General features: G+C 62.9%; 23 protein-coding genes, 3 tRNA genes and 1 other RNA gene. 19 read left to right on the top strand and 8 right to left on the bottom strand.

What is annotated here, in order from left to right; all coding sequences use genetic code 11:
- Positions 1 to 19 precede the first annotated feature (19 nt).
- Complete coding sequence (locus DFR51_RS18780) at positions 20 to 1,120, bottom strand: ankyrin repeat domain-containing protein (RefSeq protein WP_126494842.1); 1,101 nt, start codon at positions 1,118 to 1,120, stop codon at positions 20 to 22.
- Between the two features lie 127 nt (positions 1,121 to 1,247).
- On the opposite strand from DFR51_RS18780, the gene ffs reads away from it, so the two are divergent.
- The 3 genes from ffs (at position 1,248) to DFR51_RS08735 (ending at position 3,357) form a co-directional block, all read left to right on the top strand.
- Positions 1,248 to 1,345: signal recognition particle sRNA small type (ffs, locus tag DFR51_RS08745), an RNA gene on the top strand.
- 63 nt (positions 1,346 to 1,408) lie between these two features.
- Entirely contained in the window at positions 1,409 to 3,037 is a 1,629-nt protein-coding gene (locus tag DFR51_RS08740; RefSeq protein WP_121049352.1) for a DNA polymerase III subunit gamma/tau, read from the top strand.
- Positions 3,034 to 3,357 carry a YbaB/EbfC family nucleoid-associated protein gene (locus DFR51_RS08735; RefSeq protein ID WP_121049349.1) on the top strand — a complete coding sequence of 108 codons (324 nt, stop codon included), beginning with the start codon at positions 3,034 to 3,036 and terminating at the stop codon, positions 3,355 to 3,357. Before DFR51_RS08740 ends, DFR51_RS08735 begins: the two co-directional genes overlap by 4 nt.
- Here DFR51_RS08735 and DFR51_RS08730 read toward each other — a convergent pair.
- Entirely contained in the window at positions 3,354 to 3,941 is a 588-nt protein-coding gene (locus tag DFR51_RS08730; RefSeq protein WP_121049345.1) for a TetR/AcrR family transcriptional regulator, read from the bottom strand. The genes DFR51_RS08735 and DFR51_RS08730 overlap by 4 nt on opposite strands.
- Positions 3,942 to 3,983: 42 nt before the next feature.
- Here DFR51_RS08730 and DFR51_RS08725 point away from each other — a divergent pair, with 42 nt between their 5' ends.
- Positions 3,984 to 4,844: a metal-dependent hydrolase gene (locus DFR51_RS08725; protein WP_121049342.1), complete on the top strand. Its 861-nt coding sequence runs from the start codon at positions 3,984 to 3,986 to the stop codon at positions 4,842 to 4,844.
- Here DFR51_RS08725 and cutA read toward each other — a convergent pair.
- The gene (gene cutA / locus DFR51_RS08720) at positions 4,841 to 5,161 is read right to left on the bottom strand and encodes a divalent-cation tolerance protein CutA (protein WP_121049339.1); all 321 of its coding nucleotides are present in this window, start codon (positions 5,159 to 5,161) and stop codon (positions 4,841 to 4,843) included. The two genes, DFR51_RS08725 and cutA, sit on opposite strands and share 4 nt — an antisense overlap.
- A 145-nt stretch (positions 5,162 to 5,306) precedes the next feature.
- Here cutA and DFR51_RS08715 point away from each other — a divergent pair, with 145 nt between their 5' ends.
- The 12 genes from DFR51_RS08715 to DFR51_RS08660 all read left to right on the top strand — a co-directional run bounded on the left by DFR51_RS08715 (position 5,307) and on the right by DFR51_RS08660 (position 19,824).
- Positions 5,307 to 5,702 (top strand): MerC domain-containing protein, encoded by a 396-nt coding sequence (locus tag DFR51_RS08715; protein WP_121049336.1) that lies wholly within the window; start codon positions 5,307 to 5,309, stop codon positions 5,700 to 5,702.
- Positions 5,703 to 5,709: 7 nt separating this feature from the next.
- On the top strand, positions 5,710 to 6,171 hold the full coding sequence (locus tag DFR51_RS08710) for a Fur family transcriptional regulator (RefSeq protein WP_121049333.1): 462 nt from the start codon (positions 5,710 to 5,712) through the stop codon (positions 6,169 to 6,171).
- Between the two features lie 70 nt (positions 6,172 to 6,241).
- Positions 6,242 to 8,167, top strand: a complete 1,926-nt coding sequence (dxs, locus tag DFR51_RS08705; protein WP_121049330.1) for a 1-deoxy-D-xylulose-5-phosphate synthase — start codon at positions 6,242 to 6,244, stop codon at positions 8,165 to 8,167.
- 115 nt (positions 8,168 to 8,282) lie between these two features.
- A complete protein-coding gene (locus DFR51_RS08700) occupies positions 8,283 to 9,032 on the top strand; it encodes a TlyA family RNA methyltransferase (protein WP_121049327.1) in 750 nt (249 codons plus the stop codon).
- 71 nt (positions 9,033 to 9,103) lie between these two features.
- Positions 9,104 to 9,188, top strand: a tRNA-Leu gene (locus DFR51_RS08695).
- Positions 9,189 to 9,235: 47 nt separating this feature from the next.
- On the top strand, positions 9,236 to 10,819 hold the full coding sequence (gene tig, locus DFR51_RS08690) for a trigger factor (RefSeq protein WP_121049323.1): 1,584 nt from the start codon (positions 9,236 to 9,238) through the stop codon (positions 10,817 to 10,819).
- A gap of 138 nt (positions 10,820 to 10,957) precedes the next feature.
- The gene (gene clpP / locus DFR51_RS08685; protein WP_121049320.1) at positions 10,958 to 11,599 is read left to right on the top strand and encodes an ATP-dependent Clp endopeptidase proteolytic subunit ClpP; all 642 of its coding nucleotides are present in this window, start codon (positions 10,958 to 10,960) and stop codon (positions 11,597 to 11,599) included.
- A 148-nt stretch (positions 11,600 to 11,747) separates the two neighbouring features.
- Positions 11,748 to 13,025 (top strand): ATP-dependent Clp protease ATP-binding subunit ClpX, encoded by a 1,278-nt coding sequence (gene clpX / locus DFR51_RS08680; protein WP_121049317.1) that lies wholly within the window; start codon positions 11,748 to 11,750, stop codon positions 13,023 to 13,025.
- A gap of 246 nt (positions 13,026 to 13,271) precedes the next feature.
- Entirely contained in the window at positions 13,272 to 16,610 is a 3,339-nt protein-coding gene (locus DFR51_RS08675) for a TonB-dependent receptor (protein WP_121049314.1), read from the top strand.
- Positions 16,611 to 16,806: 196 nt separating this feature from the next.
- Positions 16,807 to 19,200, top strand: a complete 2,394-nt coding sequence (gene lon / locus DFR51_RS08670) for an endopeptidase La (RefSeq protein ID WP_121049311.1) — start codon at positions 16,807 to 16,809, stop codon at positions 19,198 to 19,200.
- 138 nt (positions 19,201 to 19,338) lie between these two features.
- Complete coding sequence (locus DFR51_RS08665; protein ID WP_121049309.1) at positions 19,339 to 19,611, top strand: HU family DNA-binding protein; 273 nt, start codon at positions 19,339 to 19,341, stop codon at positions 19,609 to 19,611.
- Between the two features lie 138 nt (positions 19,612 to 19,749).
- Positions 19,750 to 19,824 (top strand) — tRNA-Val (locus tag DFR51_RS08660).
- 8 nt (positions 19,825 to 19,832) lie between these two features.
- Here the strand turns inward: DFR51_RS08660 and DFR51_RS08655 are convergent.
- On the bottom strand, positions 19,833 to 20,291 hold the full coding sequence (locus DFR51_RS08655; protein ID WP_121049305.1) for a hemerythrin domain-containing protein: 459 nt from the start codon (positions 20,289 to 20,291) through the stop codon (positions 19,833 to 19,835).
- A 72-nt stretch (positions 20,292 to 20,363) separates the two neighbouring features.
- Positions 20,364 to 20,439, bottom strand: a tRNA-Val gene (locus DFR51_RS08650).
- A 95-nt stretch (positions 20,440 to 20,534) separates the two neighbouring features.
- Between DFR51_RS08650 and DFR51_RS08645 the strand changes: the two genes are divergently transcribed.
- Positions 20,535 to 20,966: a peptidylprolyl isomerase gene (locus DFR51_RS08645; protein WP_121050020.1), complete on the top strand. Its 432-nt coding sequence runs from the start codon at positions 20,535 to 20,537 to the stop codon at positions 20,964 to 20,966.
- Positions 20,967 to 21,022: 56 nt separating this feature from the next.
- Here DFR51_RS08645 and DFR51_RS08640 read toward each other — a convergent pair whose 3' ends face one another.
- A complete protein-coding gene (locus DFR51_RS08640) occupies positions 21,023 to 21,283 on the bottom strand; it encodes a GlsB/YeaQ/YmgE family stress response membrane protein (protein ID WP_121049302.1) in 261 nt (86 codons plus the stop codon).
- Between the two features lie 79 nt (positions 21,284 to 21,362).
- Entirely contained in the window at positions 21,363 to 23,429 is a 2,067-nt protein-coding gene (locus DFR51_RS08635; protein ID WP_121049299.1) for a 3-hydroxyacyl-CoA dehydrogenase NAD-binding domain-containing protein, read from the bottom strand.
- A 137-nt stretch (positions 23,430 to 23,566) separates the two neighbouring features.
- Between DFR51_RS08635 and DFR51_RS08630 the strand changes: the two genes are divergently transcribed.
- The gene (locus tag DFR51_RS08630) at positions 23,567 to 24,739 is read left to right on the top strand and encodes a multidrug effflux MFS transporter (protein ID WP_121049296.1); all 1,173 of its coding nucleotides are present in this window, start codon (positions 23,567 to 23,569) and stop codon (positions 24,737 to 24,739) included.
- Between the two features lie 69 nt (positions 24,740 to 24,808).
- A complete protein-coding gene (locus DFR51_RS08625) occupies positions 24,809 to 25,585 on the top strand; it encodes an SDR family NAD(P)-dependent oxidoreductase (protein WP_121049292.1) in 777 nt (258 codons plus the stop codon).
- Between the two features lie 3 nt (positions 25,586 to 25,588).
- Here DFR51_RS08625 and DFR51_RS08620 read toward each other — a convergent pair whose 3' ends face one another.
- Positions 25,589 to 26,071: an Lrp/AsnC family transcriptional regulator gene (locus DFR51_RS08620; protein WP_121049289.1), complete on the bottom strand. Its 483-nt coding sequence runs from the start codon at positions 26,069 to 26,071 to the stop codon at positions 25,589 to 25,591.
- Positions 26,072 to 26,078: the final 7 nt, after the last annotated feature.

Here is a 26,078-nt window from a genome sequence, read left to right as displayed (position 1 = left end):
ACTTGATCCTTCGTCGATTTCAGCAACCGTGTCCGTTGGGTGTTGCACCAGCTTCGACGAGCAACGCCACGAGTTCCTTGTCATCACCGGCCCAACGAAGTGGAGGTTCGTCCGTCACGAAGTGGCGTGCGCCGGGAATGCCAGCTTGCTCGGGATACGGGCAGCGACTTCCATTCGGATTAGCGCCCCACCGTAATAGTATTTCTGCTAATCTGATCCTTTCTTTTGCTTTAGGAGATGTAGTTTTGAGCAGTTCACTCAATAATGATATTTTTATTTCTCCTTTTCGATACTCTGTACGGGCTCCCAATTTCATTAAAAAATTGACGACTTCCAATCGCTCTTGGGTGAAGTCTCCACCCAATTTAGTTGCGGTGGTCAGAATGGCATCTTCCAAAATGTTTAGGGGTTCTTCGTTCGTTAGCTGGGCAGGAATCCGTATATGGCTCATCAACAACTTTAGCATCTGAACATCCCCGCCTGCCGCAGCCAGAATCAGTGCTTTTTCAATTTGAGACGAATTCTCCTTGTTGCGTTTTGACCGGGTTTTTGAAGTCTTGCGCAATTCTGATTTCGTATTTTCAAGGTCACGGTTAATGACGAGGGCGTAAAGCCGTTCCGGTGTGCCGAGACAGTCCGGAATCGTTCCGCGATCTCTGGGATGCGGGATGTAACGATAATTCGCAGCGTTGACCGCCCATTCGCCGGTCATCTCGCACCGGGTTTTTGCCCGGCAACCCGTTGCAGCAACAAAACCCGAATCCAGCCCCATTGTCCGATTGAAGGCAATCTGCTTGTCGAGCGGAAGGTTATAGAAGCTGTAAAGATTGCCGCAAACATCCGGTATATCGGATGAAATTGTACCGCCTCTTGAAAAAACCGGGTCCTCCAATCGATCAGGATCTTTGCATGTCAGCCCCGGCGATGACACGCTTGACATTCCCCGGCTCGTAAATACTCGATAATCCTTTATTTTCAATGCGCGGCGCGCTTCTATGGCAGGATCGTCCATTGTCAGGGTTGTACATTCCGGCGAGGATTCCGGTACTTCCAGCTCTTCGGGGGCTTGAACATATCCAGTCAGGAACGGGACGGCCAAAGCAACGAGTAATATTCGCATAGTGCTTCCCCTATACTTTGAACGAAGACTGGACTCGATTCATTGCTTTGTCGTGAAGCCGGAGCTGTTGCATGACATGCAGCCACCACCCACCCTTGCTTTCCGCATCCCCCCGCGCCATATGCGCGCCGGGAGTCGGGCGGACGGACGTGTCGCCAACCCGGTCAGGTCCGGAAGGAAGCAGCCGTAACGATTTTCGCACGGGTCGTTCCGGCTCCCACCCTCAATCGACATCAGCGGCCCTAAGCGGCCTTGCGCCCCTGCCGCCCAGCGGCCACTTTGCGCGCGATGTCTGAACTGATTCCCGAACCCTACCGCGTTCTTGCGCGCAAATACCGTCCGCAGGGCTTCGATACGCTCATCGGGCAGGATGCGATGGTGAAAACGCTGGCGAACGCCATTGCCAGCGACCGACTTGCCCATGCGTTCCTGCTTACGGGGGTGCGCGGGGTGGGCAAGACCTCGACCGCGCGGCTGCTCGCGAAGTCCCTGAACTGCATCGGGCCGGACGGCGAGGGCGGGGCGACGATCAGCCCGTGCAACGTCTGCGAGCCGTGCGTCGCGATCTCCGAATCGCGACACATCGACGTCATCGAGATGGACGCGGCCTCGCGGACGGGCGTGGACGACGTGCGCGAGATCATCGAAGCCGCGCGCTACGCGGCGGTTTCGGCGCGCTACAAGATCTACATCATCGACGAAGTGCACATGCTGTCGCGCAACGCCTTCAACGCGCTTCTGAAGACGCTGGAGGAGCCGCCCAGCCATGTGAAGTTCATCTTCGCGACGACGGAAATCCAGAAGGTGCCGGTGACGGTGCTGTCGCGCTGCCAGCGCTTCGATCTGAAACGCATCCCGACCGAACTGCTCGCGTCGCACTTCGGCGGCATTGCCGTGAAAGAAGGCGCAGAGGTCGAGGACGAGGCGCTGCAGCTGATCGCGCGCGCCGCCGAGGGCTCGGTGCGCGACGGGCTCTCGATCCTCGATCAGGCGCTCGCGCACGGCCACGGAAAGGTGGTCGCAGCGGACGTGCGCGACATGCTCGGCCTTTCCGACCGCGGCCGTACGCGCGAGTTGCTGACGGCGCTGATCGGCGGGGACGGGAAGGCGGCGCTCGACAACCTCGCGGCGCAATATGCGCTCGGCACCAGCCCGGACTCGCTGTTCGAGGCGCTGCTCGAACTCGTTCACGGCATCACGCGCACGCAGGTGACGGGCGCGCCGGACGCAGCGCTGTCCGAAGAGGAACGCACCGCCGTTTCGGATTGGGCGGGCAGCCTCGGCGCGCCTGTGCTGCACCGGCTCTGGCAGCTTCTCTTGAAGGGCCTCGCGGAAATCCGCAGCGCACCCATGCCGATGCAGGCGGCGGAGATGGCACTGCTGCGCATCATCCACGCCTCGACGCTGCCTGATCCGGGCGACCTCGTGCGGCGTCTGCTCGCCGAGCCGCGCGGGGAGGGGAGTGCGCCGGCCGCGCCCACCGAACTACGCCCGCCGCCGCCGTCGGCACCTTCGGCGTTCAAGGCAGCGCCGCGCGACTTCAAGGCGTTCGTGAAGATGTTCGAGGATGGGCACGAGTCCGTGCTCGAAACCATCCTTCATGATCGCTGCCAGCTGCTCCGCTACGCGCCGCCGACGATCGAACTGAACGCCGGGGACGCGCCCGCCGACTTCGCCTCGCGCCTCGGGGCGTGCCTGAAGGAATGGACCGGCGAGCGGTGGACGGTGACGCTGACGACTTCGCCGGGCATGCCGAGCCTGAAGGCGCAGGCCGAAGCCGAAGCAGCGGCCAAGCGTGCGCGCGTGATGGCCGATCCGGCGGTGCGCGCGGTGTTCGAGGTCTTTCCCGACGCTGAACTCGTCGACTATGAGATCGCCGACCCAACCGAAACCGAATCATCAAGGAGCGCGCAGTGAAGAACCTTCAGGACATCATGAAGGCCGCGCAGAACGTGCAGGAAGAGCTGCAGAAGGCGCAGGCCAAGCTCGACACCATCGAAGTGATGGGCACAGCCGGCGGCGGCCTCGTGAACGTGCGCGCCAGCGCCAAGGGCCGCATCATCAAGATCGATATCGATCCGTCGCTGCTGGTGCCGGATGACAAGGAGATGCTGGAGGACCTGCTCGCCGCCGCGTTTAACGACGCGCGCGCGAAGGCGGACGCGGCATCCAACGAGGAAATGCAGAAGATGCAGTCGGCGCTGCCGCTGCCGCCGGGCTTCAAGCTTCCGTTCTAGTTTTCCCGCCGCGCCGCAATCGACGCGCGAAGCTGGTTTGCCGCGATCTCCCGCGCTTTTTCGCGGGGGAGCCCGAGCGCGGCTGCCATCGGTCCGCCGAGGAGCGCATTTCCAAGCGCGGTTAGCACCAGCGACAGCGTCTGCTCCGCGATCGGGGCGTCAGCGGTGTCATGGCCTTCGCCGAGCTTGTCGACGAGGCGGTGGATCGCCTCCAGGATCGGGTTCAGCGCGTCTTCGTTTCCCGAAAGCACCATCCAGCTCGCGAGCGCGCCGCCGCCACGATCGAACGCGTCGAAGGTGAGGTCCACCACCTCGCGCGGGTCGTTACCTTCCGCGCGGGCGCGCAGCACGGCCTCGCCGATCTGTGCCGTCACCGAGTCCGCGAGCGATTCGATGAGCGCTTTCTGCAGCCCCGCCGCCGATCCGAAATGGTGCAGCAGGTTCGCATGCGTGCGCCCGATACGTCCCGCGACAGCCTTCAGAGTTACCGCCTGCGGCCCGGCCTCCATCAGCAGCTCGCGCGCGGCCTGCACCGCGGCGGCGCGGCTGTCTTCAGGGCTCAGTCTTTTCCGTTGTATTGACATTTGTGTAAGTAACGCCCATTCTGTGCGCTGAGGAGCACTGCAATGACCCGTGAAAAAACGCCTGCGGATCTGACGATTACCCCTCGCGACCGACGCTTTGGGCGCGGCATGAGGCAGGACCGGTGGTGGATGCGCGGCGATCCGATTGCAACGGCTTTCTACAATGCGATGTCCATCACCTTTCCGCGTGGCGAGGCGTTCTTCGTGGAAAGCGTCCGCGCCTTCCGCGACGGCGTGCCGCCGAAGCTGGAGCGCGAGATCAACGCCTTCATCAAGCAGGAGGTGATGCACAGCCGGGAGCATGTGTCGTTCAACAAGCGCGTTGCGGAAGCCGGGTACGAGATCGGGCATCTTGAAGACGTGGTCGTCGAATCGCTCGAAATGACGAAGGGGCGTCCGCAGATCCTCAATCTCGCCGTCACCATGGCGCTTGAACACTACACCGCGATCATGGCGCAGCGGATGCTCGGCGACATCGATTACTGGAAGGATGCCGACCCCGCGCTCGTCGCGATGTGGAAGTGGCACGCGATCGAGGAGATCGAGCACAAGGGCGTCGCCTACGACACCTGGCTCCATGCCACCCGCGATTGGTCGCGCTGGAAGCGCTGGAAGGTCAAGACGATCATGATGCTGCTCGTCAGCAAGGAGTTCTGGAAGAAGCGCTTCCAGGGAATGCTCTACCTCCTGAAGCAGGATGGCATTGAGGGGCTTGGCGCACGGGCGCGCATCCTGTGGTTCTGGTTCGGCAGGCCCGGCGTCGTGCGGAAGCTGATCCCCGCGTGGAGCGCGTTCTTCCTGCCGGGCTTCCACCCGTGGAACCACGACGACCGCAAGCTCATCGCGCTCGCAGACAGCGATTACAGCGACGCGGTGATGCCCGAAGGCGCGGTAACCGCTTAACGCACCTGCGCGCGAACCCACTGCACATAGGGTGCGGGGGCGTGTTCGATCGGCCAGACCGCGACGGCGGGGTTCTCGTATCCGTACACCTCGCCAAGCCGTTTCGCGAGGATCTCGGCGCAGCCGGCGGTCGTCTTGAACAGCGCGGCGACCTCGTTCGCTTCCTCCACCTTACCCTGCCAGCGATAGATGGAAAGCGTCGGCCCGAGCACGTTGACGCACGCGGCGAGGCGTTCCTCCACCATCTGACGACCGACCCGCGCCGCGTTTTCGGCGTTGGCGAAGGTAACGTAGACGCTGACAATTCCGCTGCTCATGCCGGTTGCCACCTGAATTCTGAACGCTGTTCCAATACTGCCCGGAACAGGCATTAAAGCGCCGCTGGTTGACGTTCGGTTGCGGGGAATGGTCAACGCTTTAAATGCTTGCGCATGAGATAATGTTACATTATATCCTCGCGCCATGCAGGACCGCTTCAACCTCTGGATCGACAAATCGGCGATCGGCCTTTCGGGGCTGTGCCTGCTGCATTGCCTTGCGACCACGCTCGTGATTGCGCTGCTTTCGGTCGGGACGACCGGGTTTTTCCAGCACGACATTCACAAGATCGGCCTTGCACTCGCGATTCCGCTTGCCGTGATCGGGCTTGGGCGCGGCGTTTTCCGGCACCGGCGCTGGGTGGTGATCGCCCTCGGTCTCGTCGGCATCGGCTTCATGGCCTTCGCGCTCACGATGCGGCACGGCCATGCCGAACTCGGCTTTACCGTTCTTGGCGCCGCGTTCGTCGCATGGGCTCACTGGCTCAACATCCGTTGTCTGCATGGCGGAACTTGCCGCGAAGGCTGCGGATGCCCATAATCGGGGCATGGCGACACAGCATAAGCATCATGAACCCCACGGCGAGAGCCTGACGTCGGCGGCTTCGGGCGCGCTTACGGCGGCGGGCGAGCAGTGGACGGATATGCGCGCCAGCGTCTTTGCGGCGCTCGCGGACTTTGATCGCCCGGTTTCCGCCTATGACGTGGCGGAGGCGGTTTCGAAGGCGCGCGACAAGCGTGTCGCCGCGAACAGCGTTTATCGCATTCTCGACCTGTTCGTGGCGACCAATCTCGCCAAGCGCGTCGAATCGAAGAACGCCTATATCGTCAATGCACATCCGGAATGCGTCCACGACTGCATTTTCCTGGTCTGCGACGCCTGCGGGAACACGACGCACCTCGACGACGATTCGCTGAGCGAAAGCGTTCGCGAACGTGCGCGTCAGGCGGGTTTCAAGCCGGTGCAGCCCGTTTTGGAGGTCCGCGGTACATGCGCAAGCTGCGCCTGACCGCCGCACCGCAATCGACAACACGGCCCCGCAAGGCTAAGAAACAAAGACATTCCACTTGGGGGATTACTTGACCAACCCGCCGAACACGCCGCTGCTCGACACGGTCAACGACCCGGCAGACTTGCGGAAACTTGCGCCGTCGCAGCTCCGGCAGCTGGCGGGCGAAGTGCGCGCAGAGATGATCGACGCCGTGAGCCAGACGGGCGGCCACCTCGGCGCCGGGCTCGGCGTCGTCGAGCTGAGCGTCGCACTCCACTATGTATTCGATACGCCGCGCGACCGGCTGATCTGGGACGTTGGGCACCAGGCCTATCCGCACAAGATCCTCACAGGTCGGCGCGACCGGATGCGCACGATCCGGCAGGGCGGCGGGCTTTCGGGCTTCACCAAGCGCAGCGAGAGCGAATACGATCCGTTCGGCGCGGCGCACAGCTCCACTTCGATCTCGGCGGCGCTCGGCTTTGCCGTGGCGAACAAGCTGTCGGGCGCGCCCGGAAAGGCGATCGCGGTGATCGGCGACGGCGCCATGTCTGCGGGCATGGCCTATGAGGCGATGAACAATGCGGAAGCCGCCGGCAACCGCCTCGTCGTCATCCTCAACGACAACGACATGTCGATCGCGCCGCCGGTGGGCGGGCTTTCCGCCTATCTCGCGCGGCTCATCTCCAGCCGCGAGTTCCTTGGCCTGCGCGACCTCGCCAAGCGCCTCGCGCGCAAGATGCCGCGCCCGCTGCACTCCGGTCTCCGTAAGGCGGACGAATTCGCGCGCGGCATGGCGACAGGCGGCACGCTCTTCGAGGAACTGGGTTTCTACTACGTGGGCCCCGTGGACGGGCATAACCTCGATCACCTGCTTCCGGTGCTCGAAAACGTGCGCGATGCCGCAGAGGGCCCGTGCCTGATCCATGTCGTGACCAAGAAGGGCAAAGGCTACGCGCCCGCGGAAGCCTCGGCGGACAAGTATCACGGCGTCACCAAATTCGATGTCATCACCGGCGCAATGGCACCCGCGAAGGCCGGACCGCCCAGCTATACGGGCGTGTTCGCCAAGGCGCTGATGGCGGAGGCCGAGCGGGACGACAAGATCGTCGCGATCACCGCAGCGATGCCTTCGGGCACCGGTCTCGACAAGTTCCAGCAGAAGTTCCCGAGCCGCAGCTTCGATGTCGGCATTGCGGAGCAACACGCCGTCACCTTCGCGGCGGGTCTCGCCGCGCAGGGCTACCGGCCGTTCTGCGCGATCTACTCGACCTTCCTGCAGCGCGCCTACGATCAGGTCGTGCACGACGTCGCGATCCAGAACCTGCCGGTGCGCTTCGCGATCGACCGCGCGGGCCTCGTGGGTGCGGACGGTAGCACGCACGCAGGTTCGTTTGACGTCACATACCTTGCGACGCTGCCCAACATGGTCGTGATGGCGGCGGCGGACGAGGTTGAGCTTGTCCACATGGTGCACACCGCGGCGCTCTACGACGACGGCCCGATCGCGTTCCGCTATCCGCGCGGAAGCGGTGTCGGCCTCGCGCTCCCGGAAACGCCGGAGCGGCTGGAGATCGGCAAGGGCCGCGTGGTCCGCGAAGGCCGCAAGGTCGCAATCCTGTCGCTCGGCACCCGTCTCGGCGAAGCGCTGAAAGCGGCGGACGAGCTCGACGCCAAGGGGCTCTCGACGACGGTCGCCGACCTGCGCTTCGCAAAGCCGCTCGACGAGGCGCTGATCCGCAAGCTCGCCGCCACGCACGACGTGGTGGTCACGGTGGAGGAGGGCGCCATCGGCGGGCTCGGTGCGCATGTCCTCACCATGGCATCGGATACCGGCCTGCTCGATGCCGGCCTTAAGATCCGCACCATACGCTTGCCGGACGTGTTCCAGGAGCAGGACAGCCCGGAAAAACAGTACGCCGAGGCGGGACTCGACGCGGCAGGCATCGTGAAGACGGTGCTCAGCGCGCTTCGACACAATAGCGCGAACGTCACCGAGGGCGCGCGCGCGTGAGCGCCAAGGTTCTGGCCGTTTTGGCATCTCCGATTTTGGCGCTTTTGATCGTTGGGGCGTTCGTTCTCATTTACGATTTTCTTGCGTGGCTGGGTTTGCTGCCACCTGTCTGACCATGCCCAAAACGCGCATTGATCAGCTTCTCGTCTCGCGCGGGCTCGTGGAGAGCCGCGCGAAGGCACAGGCGCTCATCATGGCGGGGCTGGTGTTCGTCGGAGAGCGCAAGGTCGCCAAGGCGGGCGAGATGGTGGCCGAGGATGCGGCGCTCGACGTGCGCGGCAAGGACCATCCCTGGGTGTCGCGCGGTGGGCTCAAGCTGGAAAAGGGCCTCGACCATTTCGAAATCGATCCCGCTGGGCTCATTGCGATGGACGTGGGCTCCTCGACCGGCGGCTTCACGGATGTCCTGCTCACGCGCGGCGCGGCGAAGGTCTATGCGGTCGATGTCGGCACGAACCAGCTCGCGTGGAAGCTGCGGCAGGATCCGCGCGTCGTGGTGCTCGAAAAGACCAATGCGCGGCATCTGACGGCGGAGCAGATACCCGAAAGCGTCGACATCATTGTTTGCGACGCCAGCTTCATCGGCCTTGCCAAGGTCCTGGAAACGCCGCTTAAATTCGCCGCGCCGGGCGCCCGGCTCGTGGCGCTCATCAAGCCGCAGTTCGAGGCCGGCCCGGCCGAGGTCGGTAAGGGCGGCGTCGTGCGCGAACCTGCCGTCCATGCCCGCGTCTGCACCGAGGTGGAGGCGTGGCTCGCAGCGCTGCCGGGATGGCGTGTTCTCGGGATTACCGAAAGCCCGATCAAGGGGCCGGAAGGCAACATCGAGTTCCTGATCGGCGCGGTGCGGGAAGCGCCCGCCTCCTAAGCCTTGCCACCTTACGCGGGCCTGCGTATAGACCGCCGCCGAAGCCGCCGGGGTCACCCCTTGGTGGACCTGCGGGCGTGGCGAAACTGGTAGACGCGCCAGATTTAGGTTCTGGTGTCGAAAGACGTGGGGGTTCGAGTCCCTTCGCCCGCACCAGACTTTGGCCAAATACTTGGGTTCTTGAACGAAAGCCGACTGACGAAATGCAGATTGCCGAGAAGACGAACGAAGGCCTGAAGCGCCAGTACGAAGTCACGATCCCCGCCAAGGATCTCGAATCGCGCATCGATGCCCAGCTCACGCAGGTCTCCGGCCAGATCCGTATGCCCGGCTTCCGCCCCGGCAAGGTTCCGAAGAATCTTGTGAAGAAGATGCACGGCGAGGCGATGCACGGCGAGGCGCTGAACACCGCAGTGCAGGAAGGCGTGCAGAAGCTCGTTGCCGACAAGAAGCTGCGCCCGGCCATGCAGCCGTCGGTCGCGCTCGCGGACGACTACGCGCAGGGCAAGGACGTCGTGTTCACGGTCGAGCTTGAAGTGCTCCCGGAAATCACGTCGGTGAACATCGAGGGCATTGCGCTCGAAAAGCTCGTCGTCGAGCCGAGCGATGCGGAGATCGAAGACGCGCTGAAGCGCTTTGCCGATCAACAGAAGCGTTTCGAAGCCGCGCCGAAGGCCTACAAGGCTCAGCAGGGCGACGTTGTTGTCATGGACTTCGTCGGCACGGTCGAGGGCGAAGAGTTCGAAGGCGGCAAGGGCGAGGGGATGCAGATCGAGATCGGCTCGGGCCGCCTCATCCCCGGCTTTGAGGACCAGCTTGTCGGCGTCAAGGCGAACGACAAGGTGAAGGTCGAAGTGAACTTCCCGGAAGATTACAACGTCGCCTATCTCAAGGGTAAGCCCGCGGTGTTCGACGTGCTCGTCACCGAAGTGCGTCAGCCGCAGGACGCCGCGATCGACGATACGCTCGCGACCAACCTCGGCCTTGAAAGCCTCGACAAACTCAAGGAAATCCTGAAGGACCAGATTTCCGCCGAGCTGCAGGGCATGACCCGCACGCACCTGAAGCGCAAGCTGCTCGATCACCTCGCCGCGAACCACGATTTCGACGTGCCGCCGACCATGGTGGAAGCCGAATTCGGCCAGATCTGGGCGCAGCTGGAGCACGAGGCGAGCCATGAGGCGGACCCGGCCGCCGCGGTCGCCGAGCTTGAGAACGACAAGGACGAGTACCGCCGCATCGCCGAGCGCCGCGTGCGCCTCGGCCTGCTCCTCTCCGAAATCGGTCAGAAGGAAGGCGTGAACGTCACGCAGGCCGAGATGAACCGCCTGATCGGCCAGGAAGCCGCGCGCTATCCGGGCCAGCAGCAGCAGGTCGTGAAATATTTCCAGGAAAACGCGATGGCCGCCGCGCAGCTCCGTGCGCCGCTCTATGAGGACAAGGTCGTCGACGTGCTCCTCGGCAAGGCCGAACTGACCGAGCGCAGCGTCAGCCGCGAAGACCTGCAGCAGGCGATCGAGGACGACGACGAGACGCCGACCGGCCACGTTCACGGCCCGGGCTGCGGACACGACCATCACGACCACGATCATGCGGATGGGGAGGGCAAGCCTAAAAAGGCTGCCAAGAAGACGGCGAAGGCGGCAGACGCCGCGCCGAAAGAAGACGCGGTGAAGGCCGAAAAGAAGCCCGCCGCCAAGAAAACGGCTGCAAAGGCAGAAGCCGATGCGGAACCGGAGAAAAAGCCAGCGAAAAAGGCCCCGGCCAAGAAAGCCGCAAAGGCCTGAACCGAGCGAACTGACGCCGGGGGACGGCCATGCCGACCCCCGGGCTTCCTTCGCCACCACTTCGCCCACTTGACAGCGGGCGCGCCTGTGCCGACCTATCCCGTTATCGGAACAGACAAACGCCCGCGAAGGACACTCATGATCGATCCCGTCAGCAGCCTCACGAACGCTCTTGTCCCCATCGTCATCGAGCAGTCGAACCGGGGCGAACGCAGCTTCGACATCTATTCGCGGCTGCTTCGGGAGCGCATCATCTTCGTGACCGGGCAGGTCGAGGACCACATGGCGTCGCTCATCACCGCGCAGCTCCTCTTCCTCGAATCGGAAAACCCGAAGAAGGACATCTTCATGTACATCAACTCGCCGGGCGGGGTCGTCACGGCGGGCATGGCGATCCACGATACGATGCGGTACATCCGCCCGCGCGTGGGCACCGTGTGCATCGGCCAGGCCGCTTCGATGGGGGCTTTTCTCCTCGCGGCCGGAGAGCCGGGAATGCGGATGGCCATGACGAACGCGCGGATCATGGTCCACCAACCCTCTGGCGGCGCTCAGGGGCAGGCGACCGACATCGAGATTCAGGCCCGTGAAATCCTGCGCATTCGCTCGCGCATGAACGAGTTGATGGCGAAATATTCCAAGCAGCCGATCGAAACGATCGAGTCTGCCGTCGAGCGCGACAAGTTCATGTCGGCCGAGGAGGCCAAGGCATTCGGCCTTATCGACGACGTGTTCGAAACGCGCCCGTCGCCCGCCGACGAGGAAGCCAAAGCGGCGTGAACAGGCTGGCCGCCCGTTCACGTTCCGTTGAGCATGGCGGCGCTATATATTTCGGGAATGTGACCGCATTGACCATTGAAGCGGCGTGTGTGCGCGCTAGGATGGCAAGCGGCAAAGAAACCGGCGCGGAGGCCGGAAGAGGCGTTTTATGACCAAGCTCAGCGGGGGCAGCGACTCCAAGAATACGCTCTACTGCTCTTTTTGCGGGAAGAGCCAGCACGAGGTCAGGAAGCTGATCGCGGGGCCGACGGTTTTCATCTGCGATGAATGCGTCGAACTCTGCAACGACATCATCCGCGAGGAAACCAAGGGCGCGCTTGCCAAGAAAAGCGACGGCAGCGTGCCGACGCCGCGCGAGATCTGCGACGTTCTCGATGATTATGTGATCGGGCAGGCGCAGGCGAAGCGTGTGCTCTCGGTCGCAGTGCACAACCACTACAAGCGGCTCAACAACGGCGCCAAGGGCTCCGAGATCGAACTGGCGAAGTCGAACATCCTGCTCGTCGGCCCCACCGGCTGCGGCAAGACGCTGCTTGCGCAGACGCTTGCCAAGACCTTCGACGTGCCGTTCACCATGGCCGACGCGACGACGCTCACCGAGGCGGGCTATGTCGGCGAGGATGTCGAGAACATCATCCTGAAGCTGCTGCAGGCGAGCGACTATAACGTCGAGCGCGCGCAGCGGGGCATCGTCTACATCGACGAGATCGACAAGATCAGCCGCAAGGCCGACAACCCCTCGATCACGCGCGATGTTTCGGGCGAGGGCGTGCAGCAGGCTCTTCTGAAGATCATGGAAGGCACAACCGCGAGCGTTCCGCCGCAGGGCGGCCGCAAGCACCCGCAGCAGGAGTTCCTGCAGGTCGACACCACGAACATCCTGTTCATCTGCGGCGGCGCCTTCGCAGGCCTTGAGCGGATCATCGCGGACCGTCTGCAGGGCAAGTCGATCGGCTTCGGCGCTTATGTCGCCGCGCCGGACGAGCGCCGCACGGGCGAAGTTCTGAAGAACTGCGAGCCGGAAGACTTGCTGAAGTTCGGCCTGATCCCCGAGTTCGTCGGCCGCCTGCCGGTGATCGCGACGCTTGAAGATCTCGACGAAAAGGCGCTGATCCAGATCCTCACCGAGCCGAAGAACGCGCTCGTGAAGCAGTACCAGAAGCTGTTCGAGATGGAGAACGTCAAGCTCGCGTTCACCGACGACGCGCTGCTGGCGATCGCAAAGCGGGCCATCGAGCGCAAAACCGGCGCGCGCGGCCTTCGCTCCATCATGGAAGGCATTCTGCTCGACACCATGTTCGATCTGCCGAGCTTCGACGACGTCGACGAAATTCGGATCGACAAGGATGTCGTCGGGGGCACCAAGGAACCGGTCAAGGTCTTCGCCAAGAAGGCCAAGGAGAAGGTGAGCGGCGACGCCGCCTGAGTCCGGCGGATCGACATTATCGTTTCAAACGGCGGCCTCGGGCCGCCGTTTTTTCTTGGCCGCTGGTTGACCTGTGCCTAAAAAGTCACACGCTGCGATGCAGCATTTGAAACGCAATCTTGCCTTGCTCCTGCAGAAATTCTGTAACAAAGCACACTTAAGCGGCCCCAAGAAGGGGTGTGCGAGGTGTGGTCCTCCCCGCACAGCCGATCATTCAGCGACCGTCGAAAGTGGGGAAACGTGGAAATGCGTGCGATCAAGATTTTGCTGGCAGCGAGTGTTGCGTCGCTGCCGTTGGTGGTTTCTCTTTCCACGCCTGCTGCTGCCCAGGAAACGACATCGTCCGTTCGTGGCACCGTCGAAGCCGCCGGTGCACCCGTTGCTGGCGCCGATGTCCTGATCACGCACACGCCCTCTGGCACCGTTGCCCGGGCGACGACGAGCGCCGACGGCAGTTTTTCCGCATCCGGCCTGCGCATCGGCGGCCCGTTCACGGTTGAGGTGACGGCGCCAGGCTTCGAAACGGCGCAGGTGACCGACATTTTCCTCACGGCCGGCCAGCCGTTCCGCATTCCCGTTGAACTCAACGCCACCGAGATCATCACCGTCACCGCCTCTTCGGTTTCGGGTGCCGGTTCGAAGAGCCAGGGACCGATCACGACGCTTGGCCGCAACGAGATCGAGGGTGTCGCTTCGGTGAACCGCGATATCCGCGACATGGCGCGGCGCGATCCGTTCGTCAGCATCGACGCATCCAACGCGCGCACAATCGAGATCGCGGGCCAGAACGGCCGTCTCAACCGCTTCTCGGTGGACGGCATCCAGTTCTCGGATGACTTCGGCATCAACAACGGCGGCCTGCCGACCTCGCGCGGTCCCGTGCCGTTCGACGCGATCGAGCAGATGTCTGTGAAGATCGCGCCCTATGACGTCAGCGAGGGCGATTTCCAGGGCGGCGCGGTGAACGTGGTGCTGCGTTCGGGCACCAACAGCTTCACCGGTTCGGCCTTCTACACCTATTCGAATGACAGCCTGACGGGCGACCGTATCCGCGGCAACCCCGTGAACCTGGACTTCACCTCCAAGCAGTACGGAGGCTTTCTCTCGGGTCCAATCGTGAAGGACAAGCTGTTCTTCGCCATCGCTTACGAGAAGCTGAAAGAGAGCGACCCGGTCGACGAAGGCCCCGCAGGCATGGGCTTCGCGACGGAAATCCCGCGTCTGACACAGACGGCGGTGGATCGTATCTCGACGATTGCACAGTCAGCCTATGGCTACGACACGCTCGGCGTGTTCCAGGGCGCCAATGAAACCGACGAGAAGATGACGGCGAAGCTGGACTGGAACGTCAGCGACGACCATCGCGTTTCGCTCACGTACATCCGCAACGAGGGCACCCAGCAGTTCAGCCAGAACATGGGCACGTCGAACACGGGGCCGACCTTCGGCTATCGTTCGAATGGCTATGAGCTGACCGAAGAGGTGAACTCCGGCACGTTCCAGCTCAACTCGCAGTGGTCAGACGCTTTCTCGACAGAATTCCGGGCTGCTTACCGCGATTACAACCGCGGCCAGACGCCGTTCGGCGACACGAGCTTCGGTCAGATCGGTGTCTGCCTCGATGAGACCTCGGTGAACGACTCCGTGCTCGGCAACACGCTCACCTCGTGCGGAAACACGTCGTCGTCTCAACCGATCGTGTATTTTGGCCCGGACGTGAGCCGTCAGGCAAACAAGCTCAACACCGAGAACCTCTCCATCGACCTGACTGCGCGGCTGGAGGCTGGAGCACACAGCTTCAAGTTCCTAGTCGGCTATACCGATGTTGATGTCTTCAACCTGTTTCTGCAGCGCGCGAAGGGTGAATATTACTTCGACTCGATCGCCGACTTCGAAGCAGGAATTGCGAATCGTGTCCGTCTCGCGGGCGCGGTACCGAGCGGCGTTATCGACGATGCTGCGGCACGGTTCAGCACACAGACCTACACGTTCGGTCTGCAGGATGATTGGCACGCGACCGACACGCTGCAGCTTTCGATCGGCGCGCGCTACGACCTTCAGGGCAGCAACAGCCGGGTGCCGTTCAACGAGAACTTCCTCGCCCGCACCGGCTTTTCGAACACCAAGACCTTCAAGGGTATGGGCGTGTTCCAGCCGCGGGTAGGCTTTGACTGGCAGCCGACGAACCGTTTCGTCTTGCGCGGCGGTGTCGGCAAGTTCGCGGGCGGTGCGCCCGACGTGTTCCTGTCCAACAGCTTTTCCAATACGGGCCAGCTGACGAACGCCATCGATATCCGCCGCAATACCTCAACTGCCGGCTGCGATGTTCCGGCAGGGCCGACGGCTCCGGCACTTTGCACGGCGGCGCTGAGCGGCGTGAACCCGTCGGCGTTCGATCCGCTGGTGCTCGATTATCTGCAAACCAACACCGCATCGCTCACGGCGGCACCCGTCAACGCTATCGACCCGAATTACGAACTTCCGGCGCAGTGGCGCGCGACGCTTTCCGCAAACTACGACGCTGATTTCGGGGCATTCGGCGATGGTTGGCTTCTGGGCGCCGACTTCGTCTACGGTAACACGGCCCACGCCAATACGTACTACGATGCGCGCTCGGTCGTGATCGGTACGCTGCCGGACGGGCGCCCGCGGTACGGTCGTACGTCCGCCGGCATCCTGCCCGGCGATACCAACCAGACCAATCAGGATCTTGTTCTCGCCTCAACGAGCAAAGGCCGCTCGATCATCGCTGTGGGCCGCGTCGAAAAGGCCTGGGACTTTGGCCTGACGACGAGTGTCAGCTACACGTTCCAGGATATCAAGGACGTGAACCCGATCACGTCTGCGACCGCCGGCTCGCTTTACGGCAACGCAGCGATGGCCGATCCGAACGCTGCTGACTACGGGACCTCGATCTACGAGGTGAAGCATTCGCTGAAGTTCTCGGTGGACTACGAACATGCGTTCTTCGGGGACTATAAGACGCGCTTTGCGCTGTTCGGTGAATATCGCACCGGCCGTCCGTACAGCCTGACGATGCGCGACACGTCGACCGGCCGGTCGCCAGTGTTCGGCACCAACGGCACGAACACGCGCTACCTGCTGTATGTGCCGACGGCGAGCGATCCGCTGGTCAGCTTCGACAGCGCGGCGACGGAGGCAGCCTTCAATGCCTTTATCGAGGACAACGGCCTCGCCAAGTATCGCGGCGGCGTGATTTCCAAGAATACGCAGCGCTCGCCGAGCTTCTGGAAGGTCGATCTTCACCTGGAACAGGAAGTGCCGACCTTTGTGGGATCGAGCCGTGTGAAGCTGTTCGCGGACATCGAGAACGTGCTGAACATGATAAACAACGACTGGGGCGCGCAGCGCCAGCAGGCGTTCCCCTACCAGTCGGCCACGGTCAATGTGCAGTGCCTGGCGGGCGCGACGCCGACAGGAACCGCGGGCGCTGCGAATACAGCCTCCAGCCAGACCTGCGCGCAGTACCGCTATTCCGGCTTCTCCGAGCCGAATATCACCGTGCAGAACCAGAACAAGCAGTCACTCTATCAGATCCGGCTCGGCGTGAAGTTCGAGTTCTGATCACCTCGCTCAGTTGAAAGGAAAGGGCGGGCCCGGCGGGTCCGCTCTTTTCGTTTGCGAAACGAGGAATTCACTTACTCTTCAGTGAAAGCATGTAGGGTCGCCATTGTGCAGCGCTGCGACCGTGCCCATATTGGCACACAAAGAGGCGCGCGCTGCTCTTGGTGACGCGCCGGAGAGTGGAGTTGTTGAAAGAATGACCGAGACCTATCCCGTCCTCCCGTTGCGCGACATCGTGGTCTTTCCGCAGATGATCGTGCCGCTGTTCGTCGGGCGCGAAAAGTCCGTCGCGGCGCTCGAAGCGGTGATGACGGCGAACAAGAATGTCCTGCTGCTCTCCCAGCGCGACCCTGCCGAGGAAGACCCCGAAGGCAAGGATCTCTATGAGGTCGGCACCGTCGCCACGGTGCTGCAGCTGCTGAAGCTGCCCGACGGCACCGTAAAGGTGCTCGTGGAAGGCCAGCACCGCGCCGAAGTGAAGACCGTGCGCGTCGAGGATGCGTACCTGGAAGCGGACGTTGCCACGATCGAGGAAGAGAGCGCCGACGAGGCCGATCTCGAAGCGCTTGTGCGCTCGGCCGTGAAGCACTTCGAGCAGTATGTCCGCCTCAACAAGAAGGTGGCCCCGGAAGTCGTCGTGCAGGTCGGCCAGATCGAGGACCCCTCGCGCCTCGCCGATACGATCGCGTCCAACCTCAGCCTCAAGATCGCCGACAAGCAGGCATTGCTCTCAGAGCGCTCGCCATCGAAGCGCCTGGAGATGGTCTTCGGCTTCATGGAAGGCGAGATGGGCGTGTTGCAGGTCGAGAAGAAGATCCGCAATCGCGTCAAGCGCCAGATGGAGAAGACGCAGCGCGAATATTATCTCAACGAGCAGCTGAAGGCCATTCAGCGCGAGCTGGGTGACGGCGACGACGAGGGCCGCAGCGAGGTCGACGAGCTTGCCGACAAGGTCAAGAAGACCAAGCTTTCGAAGGAAGCCCGCGAAAAGGCGGAAGGCGAGCTGAAGAAGCTGAAGGCGATGTCGCCGATGTCTGCCGAAGCGACGGTGGTGCGCAACTATCTCGATACGCTTCTTGCGCTGCCGTGGGGCAAGAAGACCAAGGTTCGCAAGGATCTGCGTGCGGCGGAGAAGATTCTGGACGAGGATCACTACGGCCTCGACAAGGTCAAGGAGCGCATTCTCGAGTATCTCGCCGTGCAGAGCCGTGCCAACAAGCTGAAGGGGCCGATCCTGTGCCTCGTCGGCCCGCCCGGCGTCGGCAAGACCTCGCTTGGCCGTTCGATCGCCAAGGCGACAGGGCGCGAGTTCATCCGTCAGTCGCTCGGCGGCGTGCGCGACGAGGCCGAGATTCGCGGCCACCGGCGCACGTACATCGGCTCGATGCCCGGCAAGATCATCCAGAACCTGAAGAAGGCGGGAACATCGAACCCGCTGTTCCTGCTCGATGAGATCGACAAGCTGGGTCAGGATTTCCGTGGCGATCCGTCATCGGCGCTTCTCGAGGTGCTCGATCCAGAACAGAACGCCAAGTTCAACGACCACTACCTCGAGGTCGATTACGACCTTTCGGACGTGATGTTCGTGACGACGGCGAACAGTCTCAACATGCCGCAGCCGCTGCTCGATCGCATGGAGATCATCCGCCTGTCGGGATACACCGAGGACGAGAAGCTCGAAATTGCGAAGGCGCACCTGTTGCCGAAGCAGATCGAGTCGCACGGGCTGAAAGAAGGCGAGTTCGCGATCGAGGACGAAGGTCTTCGCGATCTCATCCGCTACTACACACGCGAGGCGGGTGTCCGCACGCTGGAGCGGGAGCTGGCGCGTCTTGCGCGGAAGGCGCTGCGCCAGATTCTGGAAGGCAAGGCTGAAGCCGTCACCGTCACGTCCGAAAACCTTGGCGAGTATGCCGGCGTCCGCAAGTTCCGCTTCGGCATCGGCGAGGAAGAGGATCAGGTCGGTGCGACCACGGGCCTTGCCTGGACCGAGGTCGGCGGTGAGCTTCTGACGATCGAGGCGGTGACCGTGCCTGGCAAGGGTGCGATCCGCACGACCGGCAAACTCGGCGACGTGATGAAGGAATCGATCGAGGCGGCGAACTCGTTCATCAAGTCGCGCGCGCCGCAATACGGCATCAAGCCTACGGTTTTCCAGGCGAAGGACATCCACGTGCACGTGCCGGAAGGCGCGACGCCGAAGGATGGCCCCTCGGCGGGCGTCGCCATGGTGACCTCGATCATTTCGACGCTTACAGGCATTCCCGTCCGCAAGGACGTGGCGATGACGGGCGAGGTGACTCTGCGCGGTCGCGTGCTGCCGATCGGTGGTCTCAAGGAAAAGCTGCTCGCAGCGCTGCGCGGCGGTATCACCACCGTGCTGATTCCGGCGGAGAACGAGAAGGACCTCGCCGATATTCCGGCGAACGTGAAGGAAGGGCTGACGATTCGTCCCGTAAGTCACGTCGATCAAGTGCTCTCCGTGGCGCTCGCGCGTCCCGTCGAGCCGATCGAGTGGGTCGAGCCGGTGCTTCCGGCGCCTGCCGTGGCTCCGGCTACCGAGACTGGGGACCTCTCCGTCCGTCATTGAGCCGAAAAAGCGATAAAAAGTTCGGGAAAGCCCCAAATTCTGGGGTTTTCCCTTTGACTCTCACAAAGCCGGGCACTTACATGGCGCCCGGCTTTTATTCGCCGATCCAACCACTCTTCCGTCTTGGGGGTACAGGGAATGAACAAGCAGGAACTTATCGGCTCGGTTGCGGACGCAGCAGGTCTTTCGCGCGTTGACGCGGGCAAGGCCGTTGAGGCCGTGTTCGAGAGCATCACGAAGGCTCTTAAGAAGGGCGACGAAGTTCGTCTCGTCGGCTTCGGTACCTTCGCGACGGCGAAGCGCAAGGCTTCGACCGGCCGTAACCCGCGCACGGGCGAAACGATGAAGATCGCCGCCAGCGTGCAGCCCAAGTTCAAGGCCGGCAAGGGCCTGAAGGACGCGGTCAACTAAGTCCGCGCCCGCAAGGGTTTAAACGAAGGGCGTCGCATATGCGGCGCCCTTCGCGTTTTGGGATCATGTTTCGGCAGAAACGGACTGGACAGGGGCAGGGGAGGACCGTATCTGCTCCGCCGGTCCGGTACATCCGGCGGGCGCGTAGCTCAGCGGTAGAGCACTCCCTTCACACGGGAGGGGTCACAGGTTCAATCCCTGTCGCGCCCACCATTCCCCCTTCAAGAACCCGCGCGGATTTCAGCTTTTTCAGCCGTCTTTCGCTTGGTGAATTTCTTGCCGAGTTCGTTTTCGCAGGAGCGGGAGAGCGCCTCTTCCGCCGCTACGAAAATCTCCTCTTCCTCTTCGTCGATGTGATGTTCGTAACGATCCTTCAGCTTTCGGAAGGTCGCCAGCCAGCCTGGGCTCGACATGTCCGTATCCTGCAGCTCTTCGAGGAAATCGTCGATCTCCTTGTGCTCCGCCACGGAATGGCGCCCCTTGTCCTGAAGCTCGGCATCGCCAAGCATCACCGCGTATAAAGATTGTTCCTCGGCGTTCGCATGAGCGCTCACCTCGATACGGAACGCTTCAAACAGCTTGCGCCTCTCCGGGCTGTCGCCGTGCGTCTCATCGATTTTGGCAAGCATTTCCCGGTGACGATCGTGGTCTGCCTTCAACAGCGTGAAAACGTCGGTCATTAGCCATCCTTCCGTTGTACTTTCACGTTCAACGGTCTTGGATGTCCCGGAGTTCCGCCGGAGGAGATGCGATGGTGGGCGGTGACGGGCTCGAACCGCCGACCCTCTCGGTGTAAACGAGATGCTCTACCAACTGAGCTAACCGCCCTTATTCGCTTGCGCGTGCTTTTGCCCAACGGCTAGGGACGCGGCAAGCCCCTATATCAGCAAAAAGGACAAGCCGTGACCGCAGATACACTCGTAATGACGCTCGCAACGGGCGACGTGAAAATTCGCCTTCGCCCGGATGTGGCGCCGGGCCATGCCGAGCGCATTCAGACGCTTGCCGATGAAGGCTTTTACGACGGTGTCGTGTTCCATCGCGTGATCCCCGGTTTCATGGCGCAGGGCGGCGATCCCACGGGCACCGGCATGGGCGGCTCGGACAAGCCTGATCTCAAGGCGGAGTTCAACGACGTGCCGCACGTGCGCGGCGTCTGCTCGATGGCGCGGAGCGCAAATCCGAACTCCGGAAACAGCCAATTCTTCATCTGCTTCGACGACGCGCGGTTCCTCGATCGTCAATACACGGTATGGGGCGAAGTGATCGAGGGCATGGAGCACATCGACGCGCTGCCCAAGGGCGAGCCGCCGCGCGAGCCCGGCAAGATCCTGAAGTTCCGTTCGGAAGCGTGAACAAAAAAAGGGCGTCCCGAAAGGACGCCCTTTTCGTCTTAAGCGAACTTCTGGCCTTAACGCACAGCGCCGCGACGGACCAGGTTGACGATCGCGAGCAGCACAACCGCGCCGAGCAGCGACCACAAGATGGTCATGAGGTTGAGCGGTGCGTTCAGGATCGATGCACCACCGCCGAGCAGGAAGCCCGCGATAAGCGCGCCGACAACGCCAACGACGATATTGAGAAAAAGGCCCTGCTGGGCGTCCGTACGCATGATCATGCTGGCAACCCAGCCGATCAGACCGCCGACAATAAGCACAAGTATGAGATTCATGGCGAACTCCCTCTATTGGCTCAGGCGCTGAACCTGAGCCAATAAAGCGAAGCAAGCGGCGGATTGTTCCGCGTGTGTCTTAGTTAAGGTCGCGGAAGGACTTTCCTTCGCCCGCGAGCCTCGCGAGAAGCGTGGCGGGTGCGAAGGCCGACCCGTGAACCTTCTCGTACTTCTGGAGGCCATCGAGAACGGCCTTGAGGCCCACGGTGTCGCCGTAGAACATCGGGCCACCGCGATAGACCGGGAAGCCGTAGCCATAAATCCACGCGACATCGATGTCGGATGGGCGCTGCGCGATGCCTTCTTCCAGGATCTTCGCGCCTTCGTTGATCATCGGATAGATGCAGCGCTCAAGGATTTCCTCGTCCGAAATCTGCCGACGCGTGATGCCGAGTTCGGCGGACTTCGCAAGGATGATCTCTTCGGCGACCTTGGACGGCGTGCGGTTGCGTTTCTCGTCGTAGTCGTAGAAGCCGCTGCCGGTTTTCTGCCCGCGCTTGCCCGCCTCGCAAAGCCGGTCGCGCACGGTTTCACCCTTCGAGGTCGCCGCGTTCCAGCCGATGTCGAGCCCGGCGAGGTCGGCCATCTGGAATGGCCCCATCGGGAAGCCGAAATCGTAGAGCACGCGGTCGACATCCCACGGCATCGCGCCTTCCAGGATCAGTGCCTGCGCCTGATCCTGACGCGCGCGGAGCATACGGTTGCCGATGAAGCCGAAGCACACGCCCGCGACGACCGCCACCTTGCCGATGGTTTTCGCGAGGCCCATCGCGGTGGCCAGCACGTCGGGCGCGGTTTTCGCGCCGCGCACGACCTCCAGCAGCTTCATCACGTTCGCGGGCGAGAAGAAATGAAGGCCGACAACATCCTGCGGGCGTGAGGTCGCGGAGGCGATTTCATCGACGTCGAGGTAGGAGGTGTTGCTGGCAAGGATCGCGCCGGGCTTTGCGATGCGGTCGAGCTTCGCGAAGATTTCCTTCTTGATGGCCATGTCCTCGAACACCGCCTCGATGATGAGATCGCAGTCCTTCAGCGCTTCGAGATCGAGCGTGGGGGAGAGGCGGCCCATGTTCGCCTCGACCGCTTCGGGCTTCAGTGCACCCTTGGCGGCGCTCGCCTCGTAGTTCTTGCGCATGATGCCGACGCCGCGCTCGAGCGCTTCAGGGTTCGTTTCCACGATCGTCACCGGGATGCCCGCCGACAGGAAGTTCATGGAAATGCCCCCGCCCATCGTGCCCGCGCCGATCACGCCGACCGACTTTATGGGGCGCGGCGTGGTGCCTTCGGGAAGATCCTTGATGCGTGCAGCCTGACGCTCGGCGAAGAAGATGTGGCGCTGCGCGGCGGACTGGGTGCCCGTCATCAGCCCCATGAACAGTTCGCGTTCGCGCTTCATGCCCCCTTCGAAAGGCAGGGTGACGGCGGCCTCGATGCATTTGATGTTCGCCTCCGGCGCGTCGAAGCCCCGGAACTTACGTGCGTTCGCGGCGCGGAATTCGGCGAACAGCGCAGGATCGGCAGTGACGCTGCGGTCCCGGATCTTCTTGAGCGGACGATTTTCAGCGACCACCTTCTGCGCAAAGGCGATCGCGCCGCCACGAAGGTCGGCTTCATCGACCAGTTCATCGACAAGACCCGAATCGAGCGCGGCCTTCGCACCGATCGGATTCCCCGACGTGACCATCTTGAGCGCGGCCTCGGCGCCGACGACGCGCGGCAGGCGCTGGGTGCCGCCTGCACCCGGCAGGAGACCGAGCTTCACTTCGGGAAGGCCGAGCTTCGCGGACGGCACGGCGACGCGGTAGTGCGCGCCGAGCGCGGTTTCGAGGCCGCCGCCGAGCGCGGTGCCGTGGATCGCGGCGATCACGGGCTTCGTCGCGCTCTCGATGACGTCGATCATCTGGTGCAGGCTGGTGCCGCGCGGCGGCTTGCCGAACTCGGTGATGTCGGCGCCGGCGATGAAGGTGCGGCCCGCGCAGATGAGCACGATCGCCTTCACATCGGGGTCGGAAACTGCCGACGTCACGCCTGTCGCGATACCATCGCGCACCGGCGCCGAGAGAGCGTTCACGGGCGGCGAATTCACCGTGATTACGGCGATTTCCCCGTCGCGGGAGAGGTCGACAACGTCGTTGATGGCAGTCATAGCGGCATTTCTCCATCCGATGGCCCGAATCGGCGATCACGCATAGTGACACCTGTGCGGAGAGTCACCCGCCTAGAGGAACAGGAAGCGTGCACGGAACTTCGCGGGAAAACGCGTCGAAAAAATCGACACTGGGCATGGTCGTCCTGCTGGGCGGCCTGACGGCGTTCGGTGCGCTTTCTATCGACATGTACCTGCCCGCGCTTCCCGTGATCGCGGCCGATTTCGGGGCGTCCGACGGTGTTGTCGAACGCTCGCTGGCGACCTTCCTTGCGGGCCTTGCGCTTGGCCAACTGTTCTATGGGCCGCTTTCGGACCGGATCGGGCGGCGGCCGCCGCTGATCGCGGGCATCGCCATCTACGTGCTGGCATCCGTGCTGTGTGCGTTTGCGGCATCGCCAAACATGCTTGCCGCGCTTCGCTTCGGGCAGGGGCTGGGGGCCTGCGCCGGGATGGTGATCTCGCGCGCCATCGTCCGCGACGTGTTCGATCATCAGGAATCGGCGCGGGTGTTCTCGATGATCATGCTCGTGTTCGGGCTGGCGCCTGTGCTGGCACCGCTGCTCGGCAGCTACCTGATGGTGGTGACGAATTGGCGGGCGATTTTCGTCTTCATGACGCTGTTCGGGCTCGTGATGCTCTACGCCATCGTGTTTCGCCTCGGCGAGACGCGCTCCGACGCGACCGAAGCGACAGCGCGGGGCGAGCATCCGATCGCCGCGCTGGCACTGCTGGCGACCAACCGCAAGCTGCTCGGTTACCTGCTCGCGAGCGCCTGCAACAGCGCGTGCCTGTTTACCTATATTTCGGCGTCACCGGCGCTCATCATGGGCACCTATGGCATTTCGCCCACCGGCTTCGGCTGGCTCTTCGGGGTCAACGCGCTTGGCCTTATCGTTGCGAGCCAGCTGAACCGCGTCGCCCTTGCACGCTTCCGGGCCGACAGCGTCCTTGCGGTTGCGAGTATCGTCGCCGCGCTGTTCGGGTTTGCACTTCTGGCGCTTTCGCTACTCAACGTCGGCGGGCTTGCGGCGGTCATGGTGATGCTGTTCGGCATCCTTTCCAGCTTCGGTTTCATCATGGGCAACGCGAGCGCGGGCGCGCTCAGCGTCGACCCGGCCCGGTCGGGCTCGGTGAGCGCGCTGATGGGGGCCACCGGTTTCACCGTGGGCGGCCTCGCGATGACAATTACCAGCCTGTTCGCGGACGGGACCGCGATTCCCATGGCCGCGGTCATGTGCCTGTCGCTCGTGATTGCTGCAGTGGCCTTTTTCGGGCTGACGCGAGAGGGCAGCCCTTCGCGTGGATGACCGTTTTCATAGCTGACGCGGCCGAGATGTAACGTCACAAATGGCCTCCAGACCAGATGGAGGCGCGATATGGGCAAGCTCGCAGGCAAGACGGCGATCATCACGGGCGCGGCGAGCGGCATCGGCCGCGCGAGCGCGATCCTCTTTGCAGAGGAAGGCGCGCGCGTTTTCATCGCCGACCGCAGCGAAGCGGTTCATGACGTCGCAGCCGGGATCGGAGACGCTGCCACAGCCTTCACTGGAGATGTCGGTGATAAGAGCTTCGTCGACGGCCTCGTGGTGGCGGCGACGGCGGACGGTCCGCTCGACATCGCCTTTGCCAACGCGGGCATTTCGGGCGGTATGCACCGCCTTCTCGACCTTGAGGTCAGCGAGTGGGAGCAGGTGCTGCGCGTGAACCTGATCGGCGTGTTTCTGCTCGTACAGGCCGCCGCGCGGGAGATGGTGAAGGCGGGGAAGGGGGCAATCCTCTGCACGGCCTCGGTCGCGGGTATCCGCTCAGGCGCGGGCGGATCGCCCTACAGCGCGTCCAAAGCGGGCGTGATCAATTTCGTGCAAACCAGCGCCTACCAGCTTTCCGGTACGGGCATCCGCATCAATGCGATCTGTCCGGGCGTCATCGAAACCGGCATGACGCAGCCGATGTTTGATATGGCGCGCGAGCGCGGCACCGAAGGCAAGATCGGTCAGCTCAACCCGCTGAAGCGCGCCGCGCAGCCGATCGAGGTCGCGCGGCTGGCGGCGTTCCTTGTCTCGGACGATGCGTCTTACGTGAACGGGCAGGCGGTCGCGGTTGATGGCGGGTTATCCGCCTCGCATCCAGTCGTGCCCGGCAAGATCTGGTAGCGCTCAGGCGTCGTCGACGGGAATGCCCGGCTGGTTCTTCGAGGTGCGGATGGTGAGCGACGTTTTCACGTGCTCGACATTCGGCGCTGAGGTGAGATGCGCGGTGAGGAAGCGCTGAAACTCCTGGAGGTCGTGCGCGACGATTTTCAGGATGAAATCGATCTCGCCGTTCAGCATGTGGCATTCGCGAACCGGTGGGAGCTGCGCGACATGCTCCTCGAAGGCGCGGAGGTCGTTCTCGGCCTGGCTTTTCAGGCTGACCATCGCGAAGACCATGATGCTGTAGCCGAGCGGCTCGGGATTGAGGTCCGCGTGGTATCCGCGGATGATCCCGGCGGTTTCGAGCGCGCGAACGCGGCGGAGTGTCGGCGGCGCGGTGAGGCCCGCGCGCGCCGCCAGTTCGACATTGGTGAGCCGGCCTTCGTCCTGAAGACTTTTCAAAACGATCCTGTCGGTTTCGTCGATAATATGTCGATTCGACGGCATTTGCCGC

The organism is Sphingosinicella microcystinivorans, from assembly GCF_003634215.1.
GTDB lineage: Bacteria > Pseudomonadota > Alphaproteobacteria > Sphingomonadales > Sphingomonadaceae > Sphingosinicella > Sphingosinicella microcystinivorans.
This window is presented reverse-complemented; position numbering and strand designations above follow the sequence as displayed.